This window comes from Tenacibaculum sp. MAR_2009_124 (assembly GCF_900105455.1).
Classification (GTDB): domain Bacteria; phylum Bacteroidota; class Bacteroidia; order Flavobacteriales; family Flavobacteriaceae; genus Polaribacter.
The window spans coordinates 1163754-1186260 of sequence record NZ_FNSF01000001.1 but is presented as its reverse complement, the minus strand read 5'-3'; the positions used below and the strand labels follow the sequence as shown (position 1 = coordinate 1186260).

Here is a 22507-nt window from a genome sequence, read left to right as displayed (position 1 = left end):
TACTTATAAATTAGAACGTTGTTTTTTAAATTCAGAAGGTGTTTGGTTGGTTAATTTCTTAAAAGTTGTATTAAAAGTAGTTTTAGAGCTAAACCCAGATTCGTAAGCAATCCCTAAAATAGATAGTTTATCAGTAGAAGTATCGGACAATAATTCTTTTGCTTTTTGAACGCGATATGTATTGATAAACTGAAAAAAATTCTGATTAAACCCTTTATTAATTATATAAGAGAGTTGGTGTGTAGTTACCTTCATTTCTTCAGATAAAGAAGCCAAATTGACATCGTGATTTAAATATAATTCACTTTCTTTCATCAAAGAATTCAATTTAGATTTTAGCCGTACTAAATCTTCATCCTCTATCAATTTACGCTTTATTATATCAAATTTCTTTTCATCTTTTTCAATCGAAATAACTTCTTTTCGGTGTTTTTCATTTTTTGGAAAAATTTCCTTTTGTCTTAATGAATGATAAGCGATAAAAAAAGCAATACCAAGCATTATTATATTGGCATACAAATTCAATGGAAGACCGAAATAAATAGAATTAAAAATGGCAATAGTAATGGAAGTGAAAATAATGGCTCCAATGATATATACTAGCCAGTTCAAATCGATTTCTGATATGTTTGAAGAAAATAAATTTATCTTTCGCTGATGTTTTCTAATTTTTAAATATGACAGTAAAGTATACAAGAATGCATGGCCAATAAGTAATAAAACCAAAATCATTTGAAGTGAACTATTACCTATAAAATTAAGAATAAGAACTCCTAAATATATACATGGCAATATAAGGTAGATTATAGTTTGCTTTTTAAATTTATAGTTAGGGTTCGTAAAAAAAACAACACTTATATAAAATAAAATAGGTGTTAAAAATTGAAAAAACGCAATTGTTAATGAAGCTATACCGCCTAAAGGTGGTGCTTTTATTAGTATTAATATTTCATCTAAAAAGAAAGTGGCCCACAAAAATAAGAACATACCAAATAAAACATTGGCCTTTCTATTTACTTTTAAGGGATTGGAAAGCATGATAAATGAAAGTAGCAAAAATGACGAAAAAACGAGTATTTGAATTAAATGGATAAGCACTAAGATGGTTTTATACAAATATACGTTATTGACATGTTTGCAATATTTTTTGGGCTCTTAAATCTTTTTTAAAACTCTTAATTTTATGTTAATTATATTATTCAACGTAACAAAATAGATTTTGAAACAACATACAAGGTATAACACTTTGCTAATTGTTAAATGATTGCGTAATTATTTTACAGAACTTAATCTTTTATGTCTATTAACAATTTACAAACCATAATTAACTGAACAATGAAAACCATAATTTCAAAATGTTTAATTACATTACTCTTTTTTTCTAGTATGCTAACACAAATTAATGCCCAAGATATTACTGGAGCATGGGAAGGGAAACTAACCATTAAAGAGAGTAAGATACCGATACTGTTTAACGTTAAGTTAGAAGCAGGATCATATTCATCAACAATGGACAGCCCATCTCAAGGGGCTTCGGGAATTCCTATGGATGAAACCAGTTTTACGAACAACATTTTAACCATAAAATTCAATCAAGCTGGAATAAAATATGTTGGGAATTTAAAAGAAAATAAATTTGAAGGAACCTTCTTTCAAGGTTCTAATGAAATTCCATTAATATTGAATAAAACAGTTAAAACATTACCTGGTAATACGGCTTTACCGACATCAGAAGCGGAATTAGAAAAGCTTATGAATGCAGATACAGGCAATTATAAGTACTCTGTAGAAGATTATTTTGCTAGACCTAAGGCAAGAAGCTTTAGCTTTTCACCTAATGGTTACTATATGTCTTATCAAGAGAAAGATGCTAATAAAAAGAATCATGTTTATGTAAAAAACACTGAAACAGAGAAAATAACGAGAGTTATTGAAGAGAAAGAAGAATTGATTAGAGGTTTTGGTTGGGCAAATGATGATCGATTAATATATGTTATGGATAAAGGAGGGAATGAAGATTATCATTTGTTCGCTGTTGATGTAGACGGAAAAAATCAAAAAGAATTGACTCCATATGATGGTGTTAAGGTTAGAATATTGAATGGTTTAAAAGAGGACAAAAACCATATGATTATTTCTATGAATAAGAACAATCCTTCAATTTTTGAACCTTATAAAATCAATATTATTAGTGGTGAGTTAGAACAACTTTATAAAAACGAAGATGCTGCTAATCCTATTAATGGATATGAGTTTGATAAAGATGGAAATTTAAGAGGTTTCTCAATACTTAGAGATGGAGTATTTGTTGATATGTATTATACTGTAGATGGTAAAAACTATGAAATCAAGAAAAAACTTAGCTGGAAAGATCGTTTTTCGATTATAAGTTTTAATTATGCTTCTGATAATAAACATGAGGCTTATGTTTCTTCTAATTTATATAGTGATAAAACACAAATTTATTTATATGATTTAAAGGAAGATAAAATAATTAAAAAATTATTTGCTAATGAAGATTATGATGTCTCTGGTTTGTCTTTATCAAGAAAAAGAAATTATGAATTAGACTATTTTTCATATGAAGGGGAGAAAGCAAATGTTATTCCGGTAAGCAATTATTATAAAACATTGCACAAAAGAATCACCTCTAAATTTCCTGATTATAGTTATTCTATATCGGATGTAACGGACGATGAAAGTAAATATTTAATCTTCCTTCAAAGTGATAAACTATACGGTATATACTATTCATATGATGCCAAGAAGGATACATTTAAATTACTTTATAATTTAATGCCTAATCTTAATGAAAAAGATATGGCTGAAATGCGTCCTATTACTTTTAAAAGTAGAGATGGACTTACAATTCGTGGTTATATCACATTACCAAGGGAAGCAAAAAAAGGAAATAAAGTTCCTGTAATTGTAAATCCACATGGTGGGCCACAAGGTATTAGAGATTCTTGGGGATTTAACCCAGAGGCACAATTGTTTGCAAGTAGAGGATATGCTACACTTCAAGTTAACTTTAGAATATCAGGTGGTTATGGAAAGAAATTTTTAGAATCAGGATTTAAACAGATTGGAAGAAAAGCAATGGATGATGTTGAAGATGGTCTTCAATACGCTATTAATCAAGGTTGGGTAGATAAAAGTAAGGTAGCTATTTATGGAGGAAGTCATGGTGGTTATGCGGTATTACGTGGTTTAACTAAAACTCCGGATTTATATACTTGTGGTGTAGATTATGTAGGTGTTTCAAATTTATTTACTTTCATGAAAAGTATACCAGCATATTGGAAACCATATTTAAAAATTTTAAAAGAGATTTGGTATGATTCTGCTATTCCTGCGGAAAAAGCAATAATGAACGAAGTGTCTCCTGTATTCCAAATTGACAAGGTAAAGAAGCCTCTTTTTGTAGTACAAGGAGCCAATGATCCAAGAGTAAACATCGATGAATCTGATCAAATTGTTAGTGCCTTGAGAGGAAAAGGTTTTGACGTGCCATATATGGTGAAATATGATGAAGGCCATGGGTTTGCTAAAGAGGAAAATAGCATAGAACTATACAAAGCTATGATGGGATTCTATGCAAAACACTTGAAAAATTAATAAAATTATTTATATAGTTAAAAGCCGCTTAATTTCCAAAGCGGCTTTTTTATTATCCATAAATTCAATCATCTATATATTTTCATACTCTTAATTTCGACTTTAATTCTTAAAATTCGACTTCATTAAAAATTTTATCCAGAACGATCATTGAAACTTCATCTTTACCATGAATTTTAAATGTATTTTTAGTGAGAACCAACATAGTATTAACTTTTCTTTGTACTTGGCTTAACGCGCTATCATTTTTTGCTCAAACTAGTACAAATTATACTCCATTAGAGTTTAGTTCTTTTGAAGAAGTTATTTCTTATGCCAATGAACATGCCATATCTATTCTCAATTCAGGCATCAATGAAAAAGTTTCAAAAGAAAGAAAAAAAGCATCCAAAGCTTACCTCTATCCAACCATAAATGCTTCAGGTGGCTATAATAATAATCTCACCTTGCAACCAACGCTCATTCCTGCACAGATATTCAACCCGAATGCTCCATCAGGAACTTTTGAAGAATTAACTTTTGGTAGGCAGCATATCTACTCGGCGGGATTACAAGTAAATTGGAATATTTTGAACTTTCAAAAAATATTCGCTTCAGAAACGGCTAATATATCAGCAAAACAGAGTAAAATCACTACTCAAAAGAGTAAGCTGTCTACCTACAATGGATTGGCCTCCAATTACTATTCCGTAATTCTAACACAAGAAGTTACTAAAATATACAATGAAAATCTTAAAGTTTCAGAGGCTTTTTATAACCATACAAAAGATAAGTATGAAAGAGGAATTGTAGATGAAAAAGCCGTAAATACTGCTGAAATCAGGCATATTCAAAATAGAAAAAACCTTCAAAAGGCAAAAAACAATATAAATCGTTATTACAAACAGCTACAAAGTCAATTAAATTGTAATCGAGAAATAAGCATTGAAGACACACCTGATAATTTCAATTTATCGAGTACTTTCATATCAAGCACGCATCCCGATGTTGTTTGGCAAAAAATGGAAGTTGAGAAACAAAAATCAATTCTTAAAGAATCCAAATCTTTGTTATTACCAAATCTAAGTTTTAATTACCAGTACAATAAAAGTTGGGCAACAGACACATTTAACGACTTTTCCAATGTAAGTGAGTTACCACAACAAACCTTAGGGGTAAAAATTAACATCCCCGTTTTTAGCGGTTTTTCGAGTCGTAAAAAGATCAAACAATCCAAATTACTTCTACAACAACAACAATTACAATTAGAAAACATAAAACTAATAACTCAAAATGAAGATAAACTTTTAGTCGATGAAGTAGAACATTTTAAAAAGGAACTTTCTGAAAATTCAAAAATCCTAAAACTTACAGAGAAAAACGATCAACATGCAGAAAACAAATACAACTCGGGTATTATTAGTCTGGATGATCGATTAAGTAGTTATGATGATTTATTGAATGCCCAAAATGCATATTTACAAAGCCTTTCTTCTTACACTTTATCTAAATATAAACTCTATATCAGGCAAATCGATTTAGAATCTCAGAACTAAAAAGTCATAAAAATGAAACATAATAACAAACTATATTTAGTTGCAACCATATTAACACTATCTCTATTTATTTCTTGTAATAAGAAAGAAACAACCAAACCAATAAGAAAAAACATTGAAAATGCAGTGTTTGCCAGTGGTCATATCGAACAAGAAAATCAATATACAGTTTCAGCAAGTGTTGAAGGAATTTTAACTTCTATACCTGTAAGTGAAGGTGATTTCATTATGAAGAATACCACCGTTGCAAGTATCAAAAGTGATGTTCAAAAGAATCAAGTCAAAGATGCCCTTATAGTTTATAATAACGCAGTAAATAATGCAGCAAGTAATTCTTCCACTTTACAACAAATTGAAGTAAAAATTAATCAGGCAAGGTCACAATTAATATTGGATGAGTCTAATTATGAAAGATATAAGAATTTGTTGGAAAAGAATTCTGTTTCACAATTGGAATATGAAAAGGCGTATATACAATATCAAGCATCTAAGAATAATCTTTTAGGCTTAAAAGACAATTATAAACAAACCATAAAGGACTTAAAAGTTAGTAAAACACGTAGTTTGGTTCAAGTAAATACCCAAAAAGAGCTACTTGAAGACTATCACCTTAAATCATCAATTTCTGGAACTGTAATTGATGTTTTCAAAAAGCAAGGTGAACTCATTAGAAGGGGTGAGGCTGTTGCTGAAATAGGTAGCGGAGATTTTATAATTAAACTATTTGTTGCTGAAGATGATATACGCAAGATAAATTTAGGACAATTGGTGGCTGTTCATGTAAATACGAATACAGAGGAAACTTTTACTGCAGAAATATCTAAAATATATCCTGGTTTCAATATTCAAGAGCAATCCTATATTGTTGAAGCAAAATTTAAGCAAGGCCCAAAAAAGATTTTCTCAGGTTCACAACTTCAAGCAAATATAAAAACCAAGAACGTGACGAATGTTTTGGTGATTCCTACAGAATATTTAATTAAAGAAAATCATGTATTGCTAGATAACGGAGAAGAAAAAGCGATAGAAATAGGACATAAAAATATTGATTGGACCGTGGTAAAATCAGGTATATCTGAAAGCACCAAAATTGTAAAACCTAAAAAGTAAAACATGAACACCAATCAAAAAATAGCAAAAGTTCAGTTAAGTTCAAGGTTTAGGCAGTTACTCGTTGCTATATTAAGCGTTGCTTTCGGTACATCTATGTATATCGCTATGAATAGCTTTATGGCCGGAGTAAACAATATACAAACTGAAATTACTTTTACTTCTATGGCACATATAAAAGTATTTAACGATTTAACAGACGATACTTCTTCAATATTATCTGCACCAAAAGAGAATAACACTGTATTGATGATTCATAACAATAAAAACATTCAATACACAGAAGGCATTAAAAATGTGGATGAGATTAAAAAAAAGATTTTTGAAATCCCTGAGGTAAACAGTGTAACTGTTCAGTTAAATGAGACGGTTTTTATTAGAAATGGAGTAGCTAAAGCAAATGCTTCTCTTTCTGGTATTGATACGGTTAACGAAAATGAACTTTTCGAAACAGCTAGCTATATGATTGAGGGAAGTTTGAGCGAATTAGATAAACGTTCCGATGGAATTATACTTGGTGTCAACTTAGCTAGAAAAATAGGAGTAAAAACGGGAAATACTGTATCTGTATCTACATCTCATGGTATCTCTAAAACTTTTAAGATTATTGGAATCATAGAAACGGGTTCTAAAGGAGCGGATATGACACGTGCATTAGTCTCTATTCAAACTGCAAGGCAGTTGTTTTCAAAAAATAAGAGCTATGCTACGGACATTTTAGTTAACACCAATGATTACAATAATGCTAACGAAGTGGCTAAAAAAGTTCGTGAAATCACAGATTATAAAGTTGAATCCTGGCAGGAGGGAAACAGTCAATTAGTTTCTTCGAGCATTTTAAGAGATATTCTTGCAATATCAGTTTCCTTAACTATTCTAATCGTAGCTGGATTTGGTATTTATAATATTATGAACATGACTGTTAACGAAAAAATAAAGGAAATTGCTATTCTTAAAGCTATGGGGTTCAACGGAAAAGATGTGATTGAAATCTTCTTAACACAATCCATAGTGATAGGGCTAATTGGTGGCTTTATAGGTGTGTTTTTAGGTAATATTATTGTTCAAACATTGGATGTTGTTCCGTTTAAAATAGCTACACATAATACCTTACCTGTAGTTTATAATCCAAAGGATTATGTTTTGTCTTTTTGCTTTGGAGTTATCATCACTTTAATAGCAGGATATCTCCCCTCTCGTAAAGCATCAAAAGTAGATCCAGTTGAAATATTAAGAGGATAAAAACAGATAATTATGAATATGATTTCAGTAAATAATATCAACAAACACTTCTACGATCCAGTAGAGTTCCAAGTTTTGAAAGATATTTCATTTGATGTGCATAAAGGAGAATTTGTATCTATCGTTGGTAAATCGGGTTCTGGTAAATCCACTTTACTATATCTTTTATCTACAATGGATACCCAGTACAACGGTAATATATCAATAAATAATACGGAAGTTACTGGTTTATCTCAAAATCAATTGGCCAAATTCAGAAATGAGCATATAGGTTTTGTATTTCAGTTTCATTTCTTACTTCCTGAATTCACGGTTCTCGATAACGTCATGTTACCAGCACTAAAACTTAACAAAAAGAGTAAGAAAGAAATTGAAGCGGAAGCCATTGAGTCTTTACATCTGTTAGGTTTAAAAGGGAATGAATATAAAAAAGCTTCGAAAATATCTGGAGGGCAACAACAACGTGTAGCGATTGCAAGAGCCTTAATTAATTCACCATCCATTATTATGGGAGATGAACCTACGGGTAACCTCGACTCCAAAAACACAGATATCGTATTTGATGTATTTCGTGAATTAGCCAAAGAAAGAGGACAAACTATTATTGCCGTAACTCATGATGATGAATTCGCTGATAAATGCGATCGTATTATCGAACTGTCAGATGGAGAATTGATTCGTCAATAAAGTCTTTAAGTCACAAATTTCGATTCCAACACAACATATTCGAGTTCATCTATTTAAATATTAGATAAAATTGAATTATGACTAAAATTGTAAGCAAATTAAACAACAGTAAACATGAAATATTTAAAAACAATTATTACTTTATTACTCATTAGTGTAACAAGCATTACTAGCTATGGGCAAACCGATATAGCACAAGAATGGGTTCTTGGAAAGAAAAATACCATTATAAAAATTGAGAAACAAAACGATAATAATTATGAAGGAAAGATCATAGCTTCTGATAATCCAAAAGTTATTTTAGGAAAACTGATGGTGAAAGAACTAAAAAGCAAAAATGGAAAATGGAAAGGTAAATTATTTTCACCAAAAAAGAAGGAATGGTATGATGCTGAGTTCACACCAAAGGAAAATGTACTAGAAGTTAAAGTGAAGGCAGGATTCTTCTCAAAAACAATAGAATGGACAAAAAAGGAATCATAAATATTAATTTAGAAAGGAAGGTAATTACAAAGCTAATTGCCTTTAACTTTGCCTGTTTTGCTATTATTTTCAAAACAGAAGCTCAAGAGTTTAGATTAGCAGGACTTCAGTACAATAATTATCAAAGAGCGGCGATAAAAGATGTTACAGATGGACAGGAAATAGCATTTCAAGAATTTGGAGTTTATTTGAATATTCCGACGTTATTGAAGAATAAACAGACAACTCTAATAAATGGAGTAGGATATGCGTTTGTTGAAGCCAATATGTACAATTTGCCTTTAACATCACTTGATTCTTATAATAAAAAACTACAGGAATTATATTATCAACTTACTATTTTACATCAGTTCAATGATAAATGGGGCCTAGCGATTAATCTCAGACCTTCATTAGCCTCTGATTTTGAGGAATCATTAAGCTCAGACGATTTTCTTTTTCAAGGAGCAATTTTAGCGACTAGGACAATTCATGAAAGGTTAAAAATTGGAGCGGGTATTGCTCAAAGTTCACGCTTTGGGGAATCCAGAGTTATTCCTTTAGTAAGTTTAAACTATAAAAAGAATAAACATCAAGTGAATGCATTATTACCTGTAAACTTGAAATATACATATTCACTATTAGCCAATAATAAATTAGCTCTTGGTGTAAAATATAATAGTGATGGTGCTAATTTTAATGTATCAGATAATAACTTAAATAATGTAAATAAGATCAATTATTCTCGTACAAACCTTGGTATTTTGACGCAATATAATTTTGCAAAAGGATTTCGTGCAGAAGCTTATGGAGGCATTAGTACGAATAGAAAATATAATTTTGTAGATATTGCTGGTAATACACTCGAAGTAGATTCTAAAGGAGCTTCTTTTTTCAATATAGGCATTGTTTACATTCCTAGTAAAAGAAAATAATTCAATATCTTTCTAAAGACATTTTGTTATAAATTGAAATGAGTAAAAATATAAAAAGAGGTATTGTTCGCATCGTATTGGTTTCAATATATGCAATATGTGTCATGAAATTAGTTACCTACGTAATGCCTTCTAACATAAAATTTGAACCTAAATCAGGAATTCCAAAAGAATTCTTCGCGTTACTATATCTCTTTTTTTTTAATCTGAATGTTGAAGGTAGTTTGTTTTTTGATGGCTATTTAAATAAGAAACTTCCATGGTTTCACTTTCCTAAAAAACGATTATTAACGCAAGTTTCTCTAATTTTTTCTTGGGCAATCGTTTCCATTATAATTCCTTTCACCGCTTGGTATTACCTAAATGATGAGTCATTTATTTATCCTCGAGCACCTGTAATTATATTTGTAGGATCTATTATCTTTCTGTTAGTTTTTATTGGAATTTCTGTTACCATAAATTTTTTCAAACAGTCTCAAAGGTCATTACTAGAGGCAGAATATTATAAACAAGAAAAACTTAAAGCAGAATACAGAGTTCTACAAAATCAAGTAAATCCACACTTTCTATTCAATAGTCTAAATGTTTTAATAGCAGAAATAAAACACAATCCAAAGACAGCAGTTGAATTTACACGTAAATTGTCTAAAGTATATAGATATGTTTTACAAAGTAAAAATTACGATTTAATTTCGTTAAAAGAAGAACTCACTTTTATAGATTCATTTATTTTTTTGCATAAGGTTAGGTTAGGAGAGGCCCTTAATTATGAAGTGACAATTTCAGAAAGCGCCAAGTACTTAAAAATGCCTCCATTAACTTTACAAATCCTTATTGAAAATGCTATAAAGCATAATGTTGCTAATGAAGAAAATATATTGCATATTCAAATTAATGAAACTGGCGAAAACACATTAATAATTAGTAATAATATTCAACCTATTCATGGTGAAGTGGAATCAACATATACAGGATTAATCAATTTAAGTAAACGTTTTGAACTTTTGAAGAAAGAAGGTTTTAATTTCGGAGAAAATAACGGAAAGTTTAACGTAACTATTCCATTAATTGATCAATAATATGATAGAAATACTAATAATAGAAGACGAAATACCTGCACAACGTTTGTTAAAGGAAACTCTAAAGGAAATCTCCATTAATACCGAGGTTATTACTTGTTTGAACAGTATTAAATCGGCTGTTAATTGGTTACAAAACAATAAGCATCCAGAGATTATTTTATTGGACATACAGTTATCAGATGGACTTAGTTTTGAAATTTTCAAACAAGTAGAGGTCAATAGTCAAATTATATTTACTACAGCATATGACGAATATGCCATACAAGCCTTCAAAGTGAATAGTTTAGATTACTTATTAAAACCCATTGAAGAAGAAGAGCTGCAAATGGCACTTAATAAATTTCAAAAGCATCAAAGTAATATTGTTCAAGAAAGAACTGCAATCGTAGATTATGAAAAACTAGCCTCCATTATAGGTAATAAGCAAAAGGAATATCGTAAACGCTTTTTAATTCAATCGAATGACTCATTTTTAAAAGTATCAGTAAATGAAATAGCATATTTCTATAGTATGCAAGGGGTAACATTTGCGGTAACCTTCGAAAAACGAGAATATCCTGTTAACTTTTCCTTAGAAAACTTAAAAGAGCAGTTAGATCCTGATTACTTTTTTAAACTAAATCGTCAAATCATTATCAACATTAACAGTATTAAGCGAGTACATTCTTATTTTAATGGAAAATTAAAGCTGGAAACAGACCCCGTACACAACGAAGATGTGATTATTGGTAAAGATAAAGCAGCCCTATTTAAACGTTGGTTAGATAGATAATTGGAGTATTCAACATCATTAAATACTCCAATTATAAGTTGTTATCGATTTAACTCCTGTTTTCGCTTTAACACATTACCCAAGCTTAAAAACAATACTAACGAAGTTATCCAGGGTATATACATTTTATCATGTTGAAATCCGCCATAATAATCTAAAAATGTCATTCCATTTACTACTAAATAAGTGATAAAAAAGAACAATACTTCGAATAGTTTCTTTCCTTTAGAGAATAATCCAAGGATACTTGAGAATAAAACCAAAAGAATACTTCCCAGAAAGACAGAACATACAGCCATAAGGTTTCCTTCAACTCCGAGTCGAATTACTAAAGGCAATGCTAAGGTCAGCATTAATATAAATCCTGAAAGTAGTTGTGCGAACAACAACCTTTTAATAGGGTTGTAACTTGTGAATGTGAAATAATGTACATTGTTTATTGTTTCTTTAATCGTAAGATCGGATAGTCTTGATACTTGTAAAAACCAAAGTATTGGTAGTACTATCTGATGAGCTATTTTTAGGGGTAAAACGGCTAAGAGGATCATGCCAATAATATTCAATATCCATAGCCATTTTTTACCTTTTCTAAATAACAATAGAATTTCCGTTTTTAAAATGGGAAGTATATTGCCATTATAAGATACCGAAGGTAATGTTAGCAAACTAATACTGTTGCTTCCTTTTGATGAAACTGTTCCACTAATAGTTCTTTTATTGGAAGCGATTCTTTTGTTATCAAAACGATGAAAAAATAGCGAGACTACAAATATTAATAGAGTTCCAAAGCCTATCCAAATAAATCGACTCACGATAAAAGATATTGGAAAATCGACGCCATTAAATTGAAACTTTTGAATTTTTGTTTTATCACCAATGATGTAACCTACAGATAAGTTTATATTTTCATCTTGATTAATCATAGCTTTTACATCTTGTTCTATTTGGTGAACGACTATTTGATTTCCAAAGGGATCAAAGGAAAAGTAATTTTCATTTTGTGTATTAAAGCTCATGACAGCCGTAAATAAAAAGAAAAAACCTACATTTTGAATGACGGTATATTTTCCAAAAAGTATTTCAAAAACTACTGCGATAACCGATACTAAAAAGATGGCAGGAACCGTGATCAGTAAATAAGGCTTTATAAAATGTCTCAATTCAAATGAATAGCCATTATTGTATAAGGTAAAAAGAATCAGACTCATAATGAATACGATAACTACAATTGTAGAGAGTACTAAAAAATTACTTAGAGCTTTGGTTATCAAGTATGCACTGTTTTTGATTTGAGTTGAGGCTATAATTTGCCCAACTTTAGTTTCACCATCTTTTTTAATACCCGTATTCACCAAATAAAAGCCTATCAAAGATAAAAACACACTCGTCATTACCGCTGTTACATTTCCAATCCAAGCAGAGTTGTAAAATCCCACATAATCTGCTACTCTAATGGTAGAATAATTTGCATTAGGATGGGGAATAAACGTGTATGCTATTGCTAATGTTAAACAGAGTGTAATCAAAAAGGAATAACTTCGAGTTCTCTGTAAATAATCTAGTTTTACAATATGATAAAGTTGTTTCATTTCTTATTTATTTTAATTGGCTTTGGTTAGATTTAAATACGCATCCTCCAAATTTGCCGTTTTCTTAATGGAGTTTTCTGAAGGAATATCTGATATATAACGAACGAGTAATTGCTTATCCTGACGAGACGTACTTACTACTTTATATTTTGATTTAAAGTCAATGAACTCTTCTTTTTTAATAGATATTTCAAAAACTTTATTTTCCATTTGCTTTATAATACTTCTTTGATTTCCATGAAAGAGCAATTCGCCATTTTTCATCACGGCGATTGTATCTGCGACTGTATCAATATCAGAAACTATGTGAGATGATAAAATGACAATACAATCATTGGCTAAGTCAGAAATCAAGTTCCTAAACCGAACACGCTCTTCTGGATCTAAACCAACGGTAGGCTCATCGAAAATCACAATTTTAGGGTCATTTAATAAAGCTTGAGCAATACCTATACGTTGTTTCATTCCTCCTGAATAACTTCCGATCGGTTTATTGGCAACCTCAATTAAATTCAGTCCTTCCAATAACAATTCAATTTTATCCTTTAAATTCTTACCACCAATGCCTTTTATGGCCGCCATATATTCTAAAAACTCGTATGCATTTAAGTTAGGATACACACCGAAGTCTTGAGGTAAAAAACCTAGTTGCTTTCGCATATAATTTGCATCTTTTAAAATATTGTTTTTGTTTAAGCTAATAATTCCATCGGTGGGTTTACTGACAGTAGCAATCATTTTTAATAATGTAGATTTTCCAGCACCATTGGGACCTAATAAACCTAAGATTCCCTTTTCAATATTGATTGAAAAATCTTTCAACCCATATTTATTCTTATTGTATTTCTTTGATACATTTTGAATTTCTAATTGCATAACTTTTATTTTTTAGATGTTAAACTAGTACTGTTTTCTGAAGAGATCTTGGTAATTGTAGTTGTAAATCCATTTTGCTTGAAGGTTAAACTATTTAAGCTTCCGATAATTTTAGTTAAAGAGGCTCCTACAGTTGTATCGTATAAAGTGTCTTTCGATTTTTGAGCTAATTCACTTTTGCCCCCCTGTGCTTCAACAATTAGATATAACTTCTTGTTTTCTCGTTTTATCTCTAAGACTAAATTGGCTTCCTTTAATAAATACTTACCTGTTATGTCTTTAAAATTAGACAAGTTTACAGCTTCAAAGTCCTGAATCTTTTCATTATGCAAATAAGCGTACAGATCGCTCGTTATAGCTTTCCCTGAAGGTATTCTCATGGTATTTGAGAATATTAAAAATAGATTCCCTGTTTCAATATCGTATGTATTTCGAAAAGCATAACCAATATTGTTTCCTCCATGATTTACATATTTCTTTCCGTTATAGTCTTTCTTAAATATTCCTAAACCATATGTGTCATTTCCATCTTCAATGATTAATTGAAGCGTTTCTTTTTTCAATAGTTTTTCTGTTTGAAAAAGTGAGCTATAAAATATTTCCATATCCGATAGAGTAGAAGCCATGCTACCTGCGGAGTAGGCAATGTTGGCAAAAAACTTATAATCTAAATAATTACTAACATCTTTTCCATCGTGATAAGGAGCTGCTAAATTTGGCAAGTTTTTATGCAAATAAGGATGTGTGTTTTTTAACCCTAAAGGGGCTATAATTCGTTTTCTAAGTAAATCAAAGTAGTTCTCATCTGTAATTTTTTCAAGTATTCTCCCTAAAAGAAAGTAGTTTGTATTACAATAATCAAAAGTTCCAATCTTTTCTATATTTCGCTTTTCAACTAACTTAAATAAATTTTGAGTGTATAGTGAATCTGCTTTCGAAAAGAATATTTCCAAAATATTTTCTCCTATAATCTCATCCAAGCCTGTTTCATGTGTCAGTAGTTGCTTTAAAGTAATAGAACTATCAATGTTTTTAATTGGTTTTAAAAATTTACCAATCGTATCTGATAATTTTAAAGTTCCTTTTTCTACTTCCTGCAATATTAAAATTGAAGTAAATGTTTTCGTTGCACTTCCAATATTAAAAACACTATTTTCATTTAAACTGAAGTTTCCAATACTTGACGTACTTATCTTATTGTTCTTTTTTACAAGTATAGCCAAACCTTTATTTTGTTCTTTTAGTATAGGTGTGTACTTATCGTTTATTAGGTTTAGGGTATCTTCTTGAGCAAATACTGTACTTTGAATTAGTATTATTATAAAAATTAAGATATTGAATAGTGTTTTCATGGTATTTGTTTTTAATTGTCGGGTCAAAAATCAGAAGTAACCATGTCTTTTAAAAAAAAGAATGATGAAGGTGTTTACTTTAATGATATCCCTACAGATTTACCATTATCATCGTAAAAGAAACGTTTACATTTAAAAAGAGAACTTTCATCATTAAAAGAAGCATTTTAATAGATGAACCTTTATTTTTGGAGGGATTTTAAAAGGATAAAATGACTGCACTTGATAAGTTAATTGATAACAAAATTGTTCAAAATGTATTCGCGTGGCTGTTACTATTAATCATTTTTACAATGATTATTACGGCTGACAACACATTCCTTACTGCGTTAATTTTCATTGCTTTTATTATACCACCAGTATACATTAGCAATCTTAAAATACTCCCTCTTTTCTTTAAAAAGAAAGAGAAACTTGGGGTTCTTTTTTATATTCTGAATATTTGCTTTTTCACTTTTATTGGAGTTGCTGTATTGAGTGATTTCTTCAAGAAATTTGAATTCAGAATGCTTATCAATGTTTTTGGAGCCTTTTTACTTATTATAATTTTTGGAACTGCTTTGAAATTATCTCGAGATAGTTTTATCCGTCGTCAAAAAGAAAAAGAGGCTGAATTAAAACTCTTGAAAGCACAGTTAAATCCACATTTTTTATTCAATACGTTGAATAACTTATATGGACTTTCTGTAATTAAATCAGACAAACTTCCTAGTTTGATGCTGCAATTATCAGATCTTCTACGTTATAGTTTATATGACACCCGAGAAACGTTTGTTTCACTTGAAAAGGAGGTAAGTTATTTAGAAAATTATATTTCATTAGAAAGGATAAGGCTAGAAGACGAAGCCGATATTGAGTTTCATAAATCCGGTAATTTCAGCGAAAAGAAAATAGCCCCTATGTTATTGATTGTGTTTGTCGAAAATTGTTTTAAGCATTTAGGAGAACAAGCCAATGGCAAGAGTGAGGTTTCTATTTCATTAAAAGAATCAAATGATAGTATTATTTTTGAATGCAATAATACCCTTGAAAAGGAAAAAACAGTGAATAATATGGAAAAAGGTAAAAGTGGAATTGGATTAAACAATGTTAGAAAACGGTTAGATCTTATATATCCAGATCAGCACGAATTGCATATCAATAAAGTCAATAACAATTACTCAGTACAACTAATCATAAACTTGTAAAATGAAGGTATTACAATGTATTATTGCAGATGATGAGCCTATTGCTCGTCAAATTTTAGAGAACTATATTGACTCTATGCCTCATTTAGAGATTGTTGCTGCATGTAAAAATGCTTTTGAAGTTCTTGAAGTGCTAAAAGAAAAGTCTGTAGATATCTTGTTTTTAGATATAAACATGCCAAAATTATCAGGTTTGAGTTTATTGAAAACCATGCAACAAAAACCAAATGTAATTATTACCACCGCTTATCCTGAATATGCCTTAGAAGGTTTTGAACTCGCTGTAACAGATTATCTATTAAAACCCTTTTCTTTAGAACGTTTCTTGCAGGCAGTGAATAAAATTAGTATCCCAGAAACGGCATCCATACAAACAACAGTTTCAATAGAAAAAGAAGAAGAACCTAATTTTATCTTTGTGAAAAGTGATAAGAAAATTATCAAGCTCTTTTTTGATGATATTAACTACATAGAAGCTTATGGAAACTATATAAAAATATATACTGACTCCATGTTGCTAACACAACAAACCTTATCCGATTTCTTAGGTAAACTACCTGACTACTTTACACGGATACACAAATCTTTTGTTATTAATTTCGATAAGCTGAAAATAATCGATGGGAATCAAATAATACTACAAAACGATGCAAAATTGCCAATAGGGAAGTCGTACAGAAAAAGTATATTAGATAAAATATAGCAGAGTCTTAAATCCATTTCGCTTTTAAGTCTTTATACTTTGTTCTTCCTATAGGAATTTGTGTTCCATCGGTTAATTCTGCCATGTATTTACTTCCTGAAGCTACAATAATCTCTTTTATTTCAGTCATTTTTACTAAATACGACTTATGAACTCGTTCAAAAGAAGGAAGCAATAATCGTTCTAGTTTTTCAAGAGATTTATCATGGAGTTCTGTTTTACCATCAGAAAGGAAGAGCTCCGAATAAACACCAGCACCTTTAATATAAACAATGCTATCTATAGGGATGAGTTGTATTTTATGTCTTTTTTTAACAGTTAAAAACTTAATAGGATTGTTTGCTATTTTTTCCTCAGTTCTCATTCTGTTGATTGCCAACTCTAATCGATCTTTATTAAATGGTTTTGGGACAAAGTCTAAAACACCATATTCAAAAGCTTTAATTGCTTGATCTTTATATGCAGAAACGATAATCGTATAAAATGATTTAGAAACCGCCGTTGCAAGTAAATCAAAACCACTTTCTCCATTTAAATTTAAATCCAAAAAAACCAGATCTAACGTATTACTCTCAATATATTCAACGGCATTCTTAAGCGTGTTTGAGACCTTTATGAATTTTAAATTATCACTCAAAATTTCAAGAACCATTCGTTCGATTCTTTTGGCTATTCTTAATTCATCTTCAACAATTAAAACATTCATAAGCTTAAGAATATATTTTTATCGTGTTTTTCCAACCACTATTTGTAGGTTCCGAAATAAACTCCCATTTATTACTATAACTCTCCATTAATCGTGCTTTTACATATTTCGAACCCGTTCCTTCTTTGTTATTAGCACCCTCTTTTACTAACTTGGCAAAAGTTAAAAAAGTATAGCATTTGAAGTCCTGTCCGAGCTCAAAAATCAATTTAAACTCAATTATATTCCCTTCCATAGGCAAGCTATGTGTAATTCCATTTTCTAATAATGTATGAAAAATACCAGGAGGAATAATTTCATCAGGTTGTATTCCTTCTTCTTGCCATAAATAATCGATCTCCTTTCGATATTTCATTATTTCAATATGAGAACGACAAAGAGCTATTTCCTGTGTTATGGGGATCAGTTTTTTGTTTTCTATTTGATTAAAAAGATCAAATTCCTTTGCCAAGGCCTCTATAAATTGAACGCCCTTCTTCGGACTTTCTTCAATCCAATCAATCAGCGAAGTTAGCGTATTCATTAAAAAATGAGGTTGAATGTTCTTTTTTAGTAATTCCAAACGGAGACGAGTAGATTGCAATAATGAATTTTCATAAGCAATTCGCTGTTCTTTTATGTTTAAAGAAAGTAAATAAAACATCCCTAAAAGTATTAAACTAAAACCTACAAATAGACTTTTGCTAAAAGGAGTAATAAAACCAATAAGAGCAGATAAAACTAGTATTAATAATACCAAAAGTGCTCCTCTCATCTTACGGTAAACTCCGAATACTACAATTCCAAAGGAGAAAACCCACATACTTAAGGTCATATTATTTGAAGTTAATTGAAAAACATGTCTAGAAAAGAAAATAAATAATAAGTGTGCTCCATAAATTATGAATAACCATTTTCGCTTAGGAAATGGAAATTGCATAGAAAAATAGAATGGAATCAAAAAGGAAATGCAAAGCAATAAAGCCCCTATAGTCTTTAAGCGTACAACATGCATATTGTAATGAATAGGGATGTATGTTTTAATAAATTCCGCTAATATTAAACTAAAAAAAAGAAAGCAACTTATGCTAAAAACAAGGGTTGCATATTCCTTTTTATTACTTAAAAAGAGAAAAAAGAAATAAAAAGAAGCAATAAGGAAAGCTCCCGCAAAAAGATTCATATAAGAAGACTCGATAAGCCTATCTGTTAATAAATCATCATAATCATCTATATTGAGATCATAGATACCAATATGATCGGGAAAATAGTAATTACTTATACGAATGGCTATAATATGCTCTCCTTTAGCTGACAAATTTCTTGGAATAAGGAAAGTAGTCCACAATTCCCCTTCTGGAGATAAACTGGACTCTTGCCCTGGGTTTCCATTTCTACCAATTAATACTCCATCCCAAAATAATTCATACTCTCCATAAATTTCCAATCGGACACCGTAAGATTTTAATGATTCAGGGCTTTCTAATATCTTCACATTGGTTCGAGACCAAAAAACTTTTCCGTCGGGCACAAACTTCAATCTTCTTTTCCATTCAGCAGTGTTTAAATGCTTAGAAGCCCATTCTTGTTCATCACTAAGTTTAAAAACAGTTTTACCTTGCTTATAAACCGGTTTATCAGAACAAGAAACTGTTGATAATAGGAAGCTAAAAAAAAGAAAAACATAAAAGTACCTCAAACCGTTTTAATAAGTGATTACTTATGCAAGATAGCATTAATGAACGGCTTACTTGAGCCGTTCATTAATGCATAGAGCGGTTCATTAAAAATAGGTATGTAAAATGGAATTTAAAGACCTTCTTTGTAAAAATATGATCGATCTAGATCAATACTAACATAGAACATGACAAGCTACAATCGAAAACATTAAAACTATGAAAACTAAATTATTAATACTAACATTATATATATCGTTTAATGCTGTATATGCTCAAAATAATAGTATCAATAGTAATATTCAACCTCTTAAAAAATCTTTAGAATTACCACAGATACAAGTGATTCCTATAAAAGATAGTCAGTTTGATAGACAATATGAACTTTATATAAAGTTGCCAGAAGGATATTCAAACGATAATGATATTAAATACCCTGTTCTTTATATTGAAGATGCGATGTGGCATTTAGAAATATTATCCGGATCCAGTGAATATCTAATGGATAACCTTATTCTTGTTGGTATTTCTTGGCAGAAAAACTTACATCCAACTAAAGCTTATGCTAGCAGGTTTCGTGATTACTCAATTATGAAATCCAGTAACCAAGAACATCAGGCTAAATATAATTATGGACAAGCTGAAAATCACCTAGATTTTATTTGTAACGATGTAATTAAGTATGTAGAGAATAATTATCAGGCAGACCCCGATAACCGTAGTTATTTTGGATATTCCATAAGCGGAAATTTTGGAGCCTATGTGTTGTTGACAAAACCTAATACTTTTAAAAATTACATTCTTGGTAGCTCAACATATTTAATGGACAAATCATTTATTTATGAAAATGAATCAATAGTATCCCAGAAGCAAAAAGACGTAAATGCTAATGTTTACATAGCAATTGGTACATTGGATAATGAAAAGACGATTCAACAAGCCAAAGGTCTTGATTCTTTTCTAAAGAGTAAAGATTATCCAAATATAACATCAAAACTCGAGTTGATTGAAGGTTTTGATCATAGTTCAGCTTTTCCAATGATATCAATACGTAGCATGTATTGGCTATCAGACTTGTTAAAGAACTTAAAATCTTGAATAAAAAGGTTTGCGAAAAGAAATCTACTAATACTTCTTCATAAGCCATTGCCAAATATTACAATCTATAATCGATGAAAAACAACAAACTTATTTTATTATTGCTCACATCACTACTATTCGCGTGTGCTTGTAATACTAAAAATCAAAAAGCAAATAATTCTGATTTTCAAGCCCTAGAGAACCGCTATTTTGGACAAAAACCACCTGGCTTAACTCCAAAACCTTTTGATCCTGATATTATTTCTCCAGAAGGAATTTTTGAAGAGGGGACATATACTTCAGATATGAAATCGTATTACTTCGTACGAAATAACGGTAAGCGCACTTTTTTCGTTATCAAATATGAAAATAATCATTGGGGGCAAGAATCTGAGACGGACATAAGATGGCCGCAATTTTCAACTGATGGTAATAAGATGTTCATTGGAAAACTTTATAGAGAACGAAAGAGCAATGACTGGTCAGAACCTAAAAGTGCAGGTACTTTTCTAAAGCATATGAATCATGGTCGATCTGTCTCAGCTAAGGGCACTTACTATTTCACGGCATACAAAGAACGGGGACCGATTGGAGCTATCTATTATTCAAGACTTGTTAATGGTAAATATGAAGATCCTATCAGGTTAAATGATGATATCAATAGAGGAAAATATATTGCAGGATCTCTAATCTCCCCCGATGAATCCTATTTAATCTGGAGTGTAGAAAGAGAAGATGGATATGGGCAAAGTGATCTTTATATTAGTTTAAAAAAAATGAGGGAACTTGGTCAAATAGCATGAATATGGGGCCAATAATAAATACGGATAAACAGGAAAGCTCTCCACAAATATCGCCTGATGGTAAATATTTCTTTTTCATAAGAGGAGATTGGAAATTAAATAAAGACGGTAATCGTACTTACATTGGAAAACAATATTGGGTTGATGTTAAAATCATTGAAAACCTTAAACCTAACCTGGAATAAATAAATTCAAATATCATGAAGGTAGCAAACTTTATAGTACTCATTATAGGCATTTCTTTTTGTCATGCTTGCGAAAGCAAGAAGCAAAAGAAAGATATTATATCTAATACGACTGAAAATGCATATCTAGGACAAAAGCCTCCGGGACTTGTTCCTAAACCTTTTGCACCAAAATTGGTAACAACAACGGATTGGGAATATAACGGTGTATTTTCTCCTGATTTAAATGAATTCTATTATATAAAGCTTGATGAGAAGAGAGAAATACAACTAAATGTTGCTTATATCAAAAAGGATAAACAATGGGTTCAGAAAGTAATTTCAAAACGAAAGGAAGTCCTTTTTTCTCTTCAAATAATAATATCATTTATTTAGGAAATAGTTTTTCAGAACGAACTGGAAATGGTAATTGGTCTGAAATCAAAAAGCTTAAAGCTCCCTTTGATAGTTTACCTATCATGCGATTATCTGTTTCAGATAAAGGAACCTATTTTTTTGATGAATTTAAACGTGATTTTACCGGAGATATTCGTTATTCTGGATTAGTTAATGGAAAGCATGAAAAACCCAAAAAACTCAACGCTAAAATTAATACAGGTAGAAGTTTTCATCCTTTTATAGCTCCTGATGAATCTTATTTACTGTTCGATAGTGATAGAGAAGGTGGGTATGGAGATTCTGATATTTATATTAGTTTTCGTCAGCAAGATGGTTCATGGGGTGATCCTATTAACTTAGGAAATAAAATAAACACAGCGGCATGGGAGGCAGCTGCTAGTATTACTCCTGATGGAAAGTTTTTATTCTTCAATCGAACGGTTGGTGAGGTTCCTTACGAAAATGATGATTATAAAAATGTGAATATTTTTTGGGTTGATGCTGAGATTATACAGGGTTTAAGGCCAAAGGAATAATAGATTAGCATTTT

22 protein-coding genes are annotated in these 22507 nt (G+C 30.5%); 16 read left to right on the top strand and 6 right to left on the bottom strand.

Translation table 11 applies throughout. From position 1 onward, the window contains the following. Nucleotides 1-3: 3 nt before the first annotated feature. A complete protein-coding gene (locus BLW23_RS04360; protein WP_255362733.1) occupies nucleotides 4-1098 on the bottom strand; it encodes a helix-turn-helix domain-containing protein in 1095 nt (364 codons plus the stop codon). Nucleotides 1099-1386: 288 nt separating this feature from the next. Here BLW23_RS04360 and BLW23_RS04355 point away from each other — a divergent pair, with 288 nt between their 5' ends. From BLW23_RS04355 to BLW23_RS04315, 9 genes are all read left to right on the top strand, one after another. After that, nucleotides 1387-3618 carry a S9 family peptidase gene (locus BLW23_RS04355; RefSeq protein ID WP_255362732.1) on the top strand — a complete coding sequence of 744 codons (2232 nt, stop codon included), beginning with the start codon at nucleotides 1387-1389 and terminating at the stop codon, nucleotides 3616-3618. A gap of 191 nt (nucleotides 3619-3809) precedes the next feature. Then, a complete protein-coding gene (locus BLW23_RS04350) occupies nucleotides 3810-5153 on the top strand; it encodes a TolC family protein (protein ID WP_093668001.1) in 1344 nt (447 codons plus the stop codon). Between the two features lie 12 nt (nucleotides 5154-5165). Next, entirely contained in the window at nucleotides 5166-6263 is a 1098-nt protein-coding gene (locus tag BLW23_RS04345; protein WP_093668000.1) for an efflux RND transporter periplasmic adaptor subunit, read from the top strand. Between the two features lie 3 nt (nucleotides 6264-6266). Continuing rightward, on the top strand, nucleotides 6267-7505 hold the full coding sequence (locus BLW23_RS04340) for an ABC transporter permease (RefSeq protein WP_093667999.1): 1239 nt from the start codon (nucleotides 6267-6269) through the stop codon (nucleotides 7503-7505). A gap of 12 nt (nucleotides 7506-7517) precedes the next feature. Continuing rightward, nucleotides 7518-8192, top strand: coding sequence for an ABC transporter ATP-binding protein (locus BLW23_RS04335; protein ID WP_093667998.1), 675 nt, complete (start codon nucleotides 7518-7520; stop codon nucleotides 8190-8192). 114 nt (nucleotides 8193-8306) lie between these two features. Continuing rightward, nucleotides 8307-8675: a DUF2147 domain-containing protein gene (locus BLW23_RS04330; RefSeq protein ID WP_093667997.1), complete on the top strand. Its 369-nt coding sequence runs from the start codon at nucleotides 8307-8309 to the stop codon at nucleotides 8673-8675. Further along, nucleotides 8654-9589, top strand: a complete 936-nt coding sequence (locus tag BLW23_RS04325) for a DUF6268 family outer membrane beta-barrel protein (protein ID WP_093667996.1) — start codon at nucleotides 8654-8656, stop codon at nucleotides 9587-9589. The genes BLW23_RS04330 and BLW23_RS04325 overlap by 22 nt, the downstream gene beginning before the upstream one ends. Nucleotides 9590-9627: 38 nt before the next feature. Continuing rightward, the gene (locus tag BLW23_RS04320) at nucleotides 9628-10668 is read left to right on the top strand and encodes a sensor histidine kinase (protein WP_093667995.1); all 1041 of its coding nucleotides are present in this window, start codon (nucleotides 9628-9630) and stop codon (nucleotides 10666-10668) included. Nucleotide 10669: 1 nt separating this feature from the next. Further along, nucleotides 10670-11443 carry a LytR/AlgR family response regulator transcription factor gene (locus BLW23_RS04315; protein ID WP_093667994.1) on the top strand — a complete coding sequence of 258 codons (774 nt, stop codon included), beginning with the start codon at nucleotides 10670-10672 and terminating at the stop codon, nucleotides 11441-11443. Nucleotides 11444-11484: 41 nt separating this feature from the next. Here the strand turns inward: BLW23_RS04315 and BLW23_RS04310 are convergent, their stop codons facing one another. From BLW23_RS04310 to BLW23_RS04300, 3 genes are read right to left on the bottom strand one after another with little or no spacing between them, the layout of a single operon-like run. Next, the gene (locus BLW23_RS04310; protein ID WP_093667993.1) at nucleotides 11485-13032 is read right to left on the bottom strand and encodes a hypothetical protein; all 1548 of its coding nucleotides are present in this window, start codon (nucleotides 13030-13032) and stop codon (nucleotides 11485-11487) included. Nucleotides 13033-13044: 12 nt separating this feature from the next. Continuing rightward, entirely contained in the window at nucleotides 13045-13908 is an 864-nt protein-coding gene (locus BLW23_RS04305; protein WP_093667992.1) for an ABC transporter ATP-binding protein, read from the bottom strand. A 5-nt stretch (nucleotides 13909-13913) separates the two neighbouring features. Further along, nucleotides 13914-15260, bottom strand: a complete 1347-nt coding sequence (locus BLW23_RS04300; protein ID WP_093667991.1) for a serine hydrolase domain-containing protein — start codon at nucleotides 15258-15260, stop codon at nucleotides 13914-13916. Nucleotides 15261-15472: 212 nt separating this feature from the next. On the opposite strand from BLW23_RS04300, the gene BLW23_RS04295 reads away from it, so the two are divergent. Both BLW23_RS04295 and BLW23_RS04290 read left to right on the top strand, forming a co-directional pair. Continuing rightward, on the top strand, nucleotides 15473-16447 hold the full coding sequence (locus BLW23_RS04295) for a sensor histidine kinase (protein ID WP_093667990.1): 975 nt from the start codon (nucleotides 15473-15475) through the stop codon (nucleotides 16445-16447). A 1-nt stretch (nucleotide 16448) separates the two neighbouring features. Further along, a complete protein-coding gene (locus BLW23_RS04290; protein ID WP_093667989.1) occupies nucleotides 16449-17150 on the top strand; it encodes a LytR/AlgR family response regulator transcription factor in 702 nt (233 codons plus the stop codon). Nucleotides 17151-17157: 7 nt separating this feature from the next. Here BLW23_RS04290 and BLW23_RS04285 read toward each other — a convergent pair whose 3' ends face one another. Further along, nucleotides 17158-17856, bottom strand: coding sequence for a LytR/AlgR family response regulator transcription factor (locus tag BLW23_RS04285; protein WP_093667988.1), 699 nt, complete (start codon nucleotides 17854-17856; stop codon nucleotides 17158-17160). A 4-nt stretch (nucleotides 17857-17860) separates the two neighbouring features. Further along, nucleotides 17861-19534: a histidine kinase gene (locus BLW23_RS04280; protein ID WP_093667987.1), complete on the bottom strand. Its 1674-nt coding sequence runs from the start codon at nucleotides 19532-19534 to the stop codon at nucleotides 17861-17863. Nucleotides 19535-19853: 319 nt separating this feature from the next. Between BLW23_RS04280 and BLW23_RS04275 the strand changes: the two genes are divergently transcribed. The 5 genes from BLW23_RS04275 to BLW23_RS04260 all read left to right on the top strand — a co-directional run bounded on the left by BLW23_RS04275 (nucleotide 19854) and on the right by BLW23_RS04260 (nucleotide 22493). Further along, on the top strand, nucleotides 19854-20609 hold the full coding sequence (locus BLW23_RS04275; protein WP_218134029.1) for an alpha/beta hydrolase: 756 nt from the start codon (nucleotides 19854-19856) through the stop codon (nucleotides 20607-20609). Between the two features lie 101 nt (nucleotides 20610-20710). Continuing rightward, entirely contained in the window at nucleotides 20711-21394 is a 684-nt protein-coding gene (locus BLW23_RS04270; RefSeq protein WP_218134028.1) for a hypothetical protein, read from the top strand. Between the two features lie 2 nt (nucleotides 21395-21396). After that, nucleotides 21397-21579 carry a hypothetical protein gene (locus BLW23_RS23485; protein WP_218134027.1) on the top strand — a complete coding sequence of 61 codons (183 nt, stop codon included), beginning with the start codon at nucleotides 21397-21399 and terminating at the stop codon, nucleotides 21577-21579. 15 nt (nucleotides 21580-21594) lie between these two features. Then, nucleotides 21595-21954 carry a hypothetical protein gene (locus BLW23_RS23480; RefSeq protein ID WP_093667985.1) on the top strand — a complete coding sequence of 120 codons (360 nt, stop codon included), beginning with the start codon at nucleotides 21595-21597 and terminating at the stop codon, nucleotides 21952-21954. Then, nucleotides 21882-22493 (top strand): TolB-like translocation protein, encoded by a 612-nt coding sequence (locus BLW23_RS04260; RefSeq protein WP_093667984.1) that lies wholly within the window; start codon nucleotides 21882-21884, stop codon nucleotides 22491-22493. The genes BLW23_RS23480 and BLW23_RS04260 overlap by 73 nt, the downstream gene beginning before the upstream one ends. The last annotated feature ends 14 nt before the right edge of the window (nucleotides 22494-22507 follow it).

What these genes read in the sequence shown, in the direction of transcription:
- BLW23_RS04345 (WP_093668000.1), top strand. Translation starts at nt 5,166, where the DNA reads ATGAAACATAATAACAAACTATATTTAGTTGCAACCATATTAACACTA.
- BLW23_RS04320 (WP_093667995.1), top strand. Translation starts at nt 9,628, where the DNA reads ATGAGTAAAAATATAAAAAGAGGTATTGTTCGCATCGTATTGGTTTCA.
- BLW23_RS04295 (WP_093667990.1), top strand. Translation starts at nt 15,473, where the DNA reads ATGACTGCACTTGATAAGTTAATTGATAACAAAATTGTTCAAAATGTA.
- BLW23_RS04260 (WP_093667984.1), top strand. Translation starts at nt 21,882, where the DNA reads ATGGGTTCAGAAAGTAATTTCAAAACGAAAGGAAGTCCTTTTTTCTCT.
- BLW23_RS04285 (WP_093667988.1), bottom strand. Translation starts at nt 17,856, where the DNA reads ATGAATGTTTTAATTGTTGAAGATGAATTAAGAATAGCCAAAAGAATC.
- BLW23_RS04300 (WP_093667991.1), bottom strand. Translation starts at nt 15,260, where the DNA reads ATGAAAACACTATTCAATATCTTAATTTTTATAATAATACTAATTCAA.
- BLW23_RS04310 (WP_093667993.1), bottom strand. Translation starts at nt 13,032, where the DNA reads ATGAAACAACTTTATCATATTGTAAAACTAGATTATTTACAGAGAACT.
- BLW23_RS23485 (WP_218134027.1), top strand. Translation starts at nt 21,397, where the DNA reads ATGGGGCCAATAATAAATACGGATAAACAGGAAAGCTCTCCACAAATA.
- BLW23_RS04290 (WP_093667989.1), top strand. Translation starts at nt 16,449, where the DNA reads ATGAAGGTATTACAATGTATTATTGCAGATGATGAGCCTATTGCTCGT.
- BLW23_RS04340 (WP_093667999.1), top strand. Translation starts at nt 6,267, where the DNA reads ATGAACACCAATCAAAAAATAGCAAAAGTTCAGTTAAGTTCAAGGTTT.
- BLW23_RS04305 (WP_093667992.1), bottom strand. Translation starts at nt 13,908, where the DNA reads ATGCAATTAGAAATTCAAAATGTATCAAAGAAATACAATAAGAATAAA.
- BLW23_RS04330 (WP_093667997.1), top strand. Translation starts at nt 8,307, where the DNA reads ATGAAATATTTAAAAACAATTATTACTTTATTACTCATTAGTGTAACA.
- BLW23_RS04325 (WP_093667996.1), top strand. Translation starts at nt 8,654, where the DNA reads ATGGACAAAAAAGGAATCATAAATATTAATTTAGAAAGGAAGGTAATT.
- BLW23_RS04355 (WP_255362732.1), top strand. Translation starts at nt 1,387, where the DNA reads ATGCTAACACAAATTAATGCCCAAGATATTACTGGAGCATGGGAAGGG.
- BLW23_RS04335 (WP_093667998.1), top strand. Translation starts at nt 7,518, where the DNA reads ATGAATATGATTTCAGTAAATAATATCAACAAACACTTCTACGATCCA.
- BLW23_RS23480 (WP_093667985.1), top strand. Translation starts at nt 21,595, where the DNA reads ATGAAGGTAGCAAACTTTATAGTACTCATTATAGGCATTTCTTTTTGT.
- BLW23_RS04315 (WP_093667994.1), top strand. Translation starts at nt 10,670, where the DNA reads ATGATAGAAATACTAATAATAGAAGACGAAATACCTGCACAACGTTTG.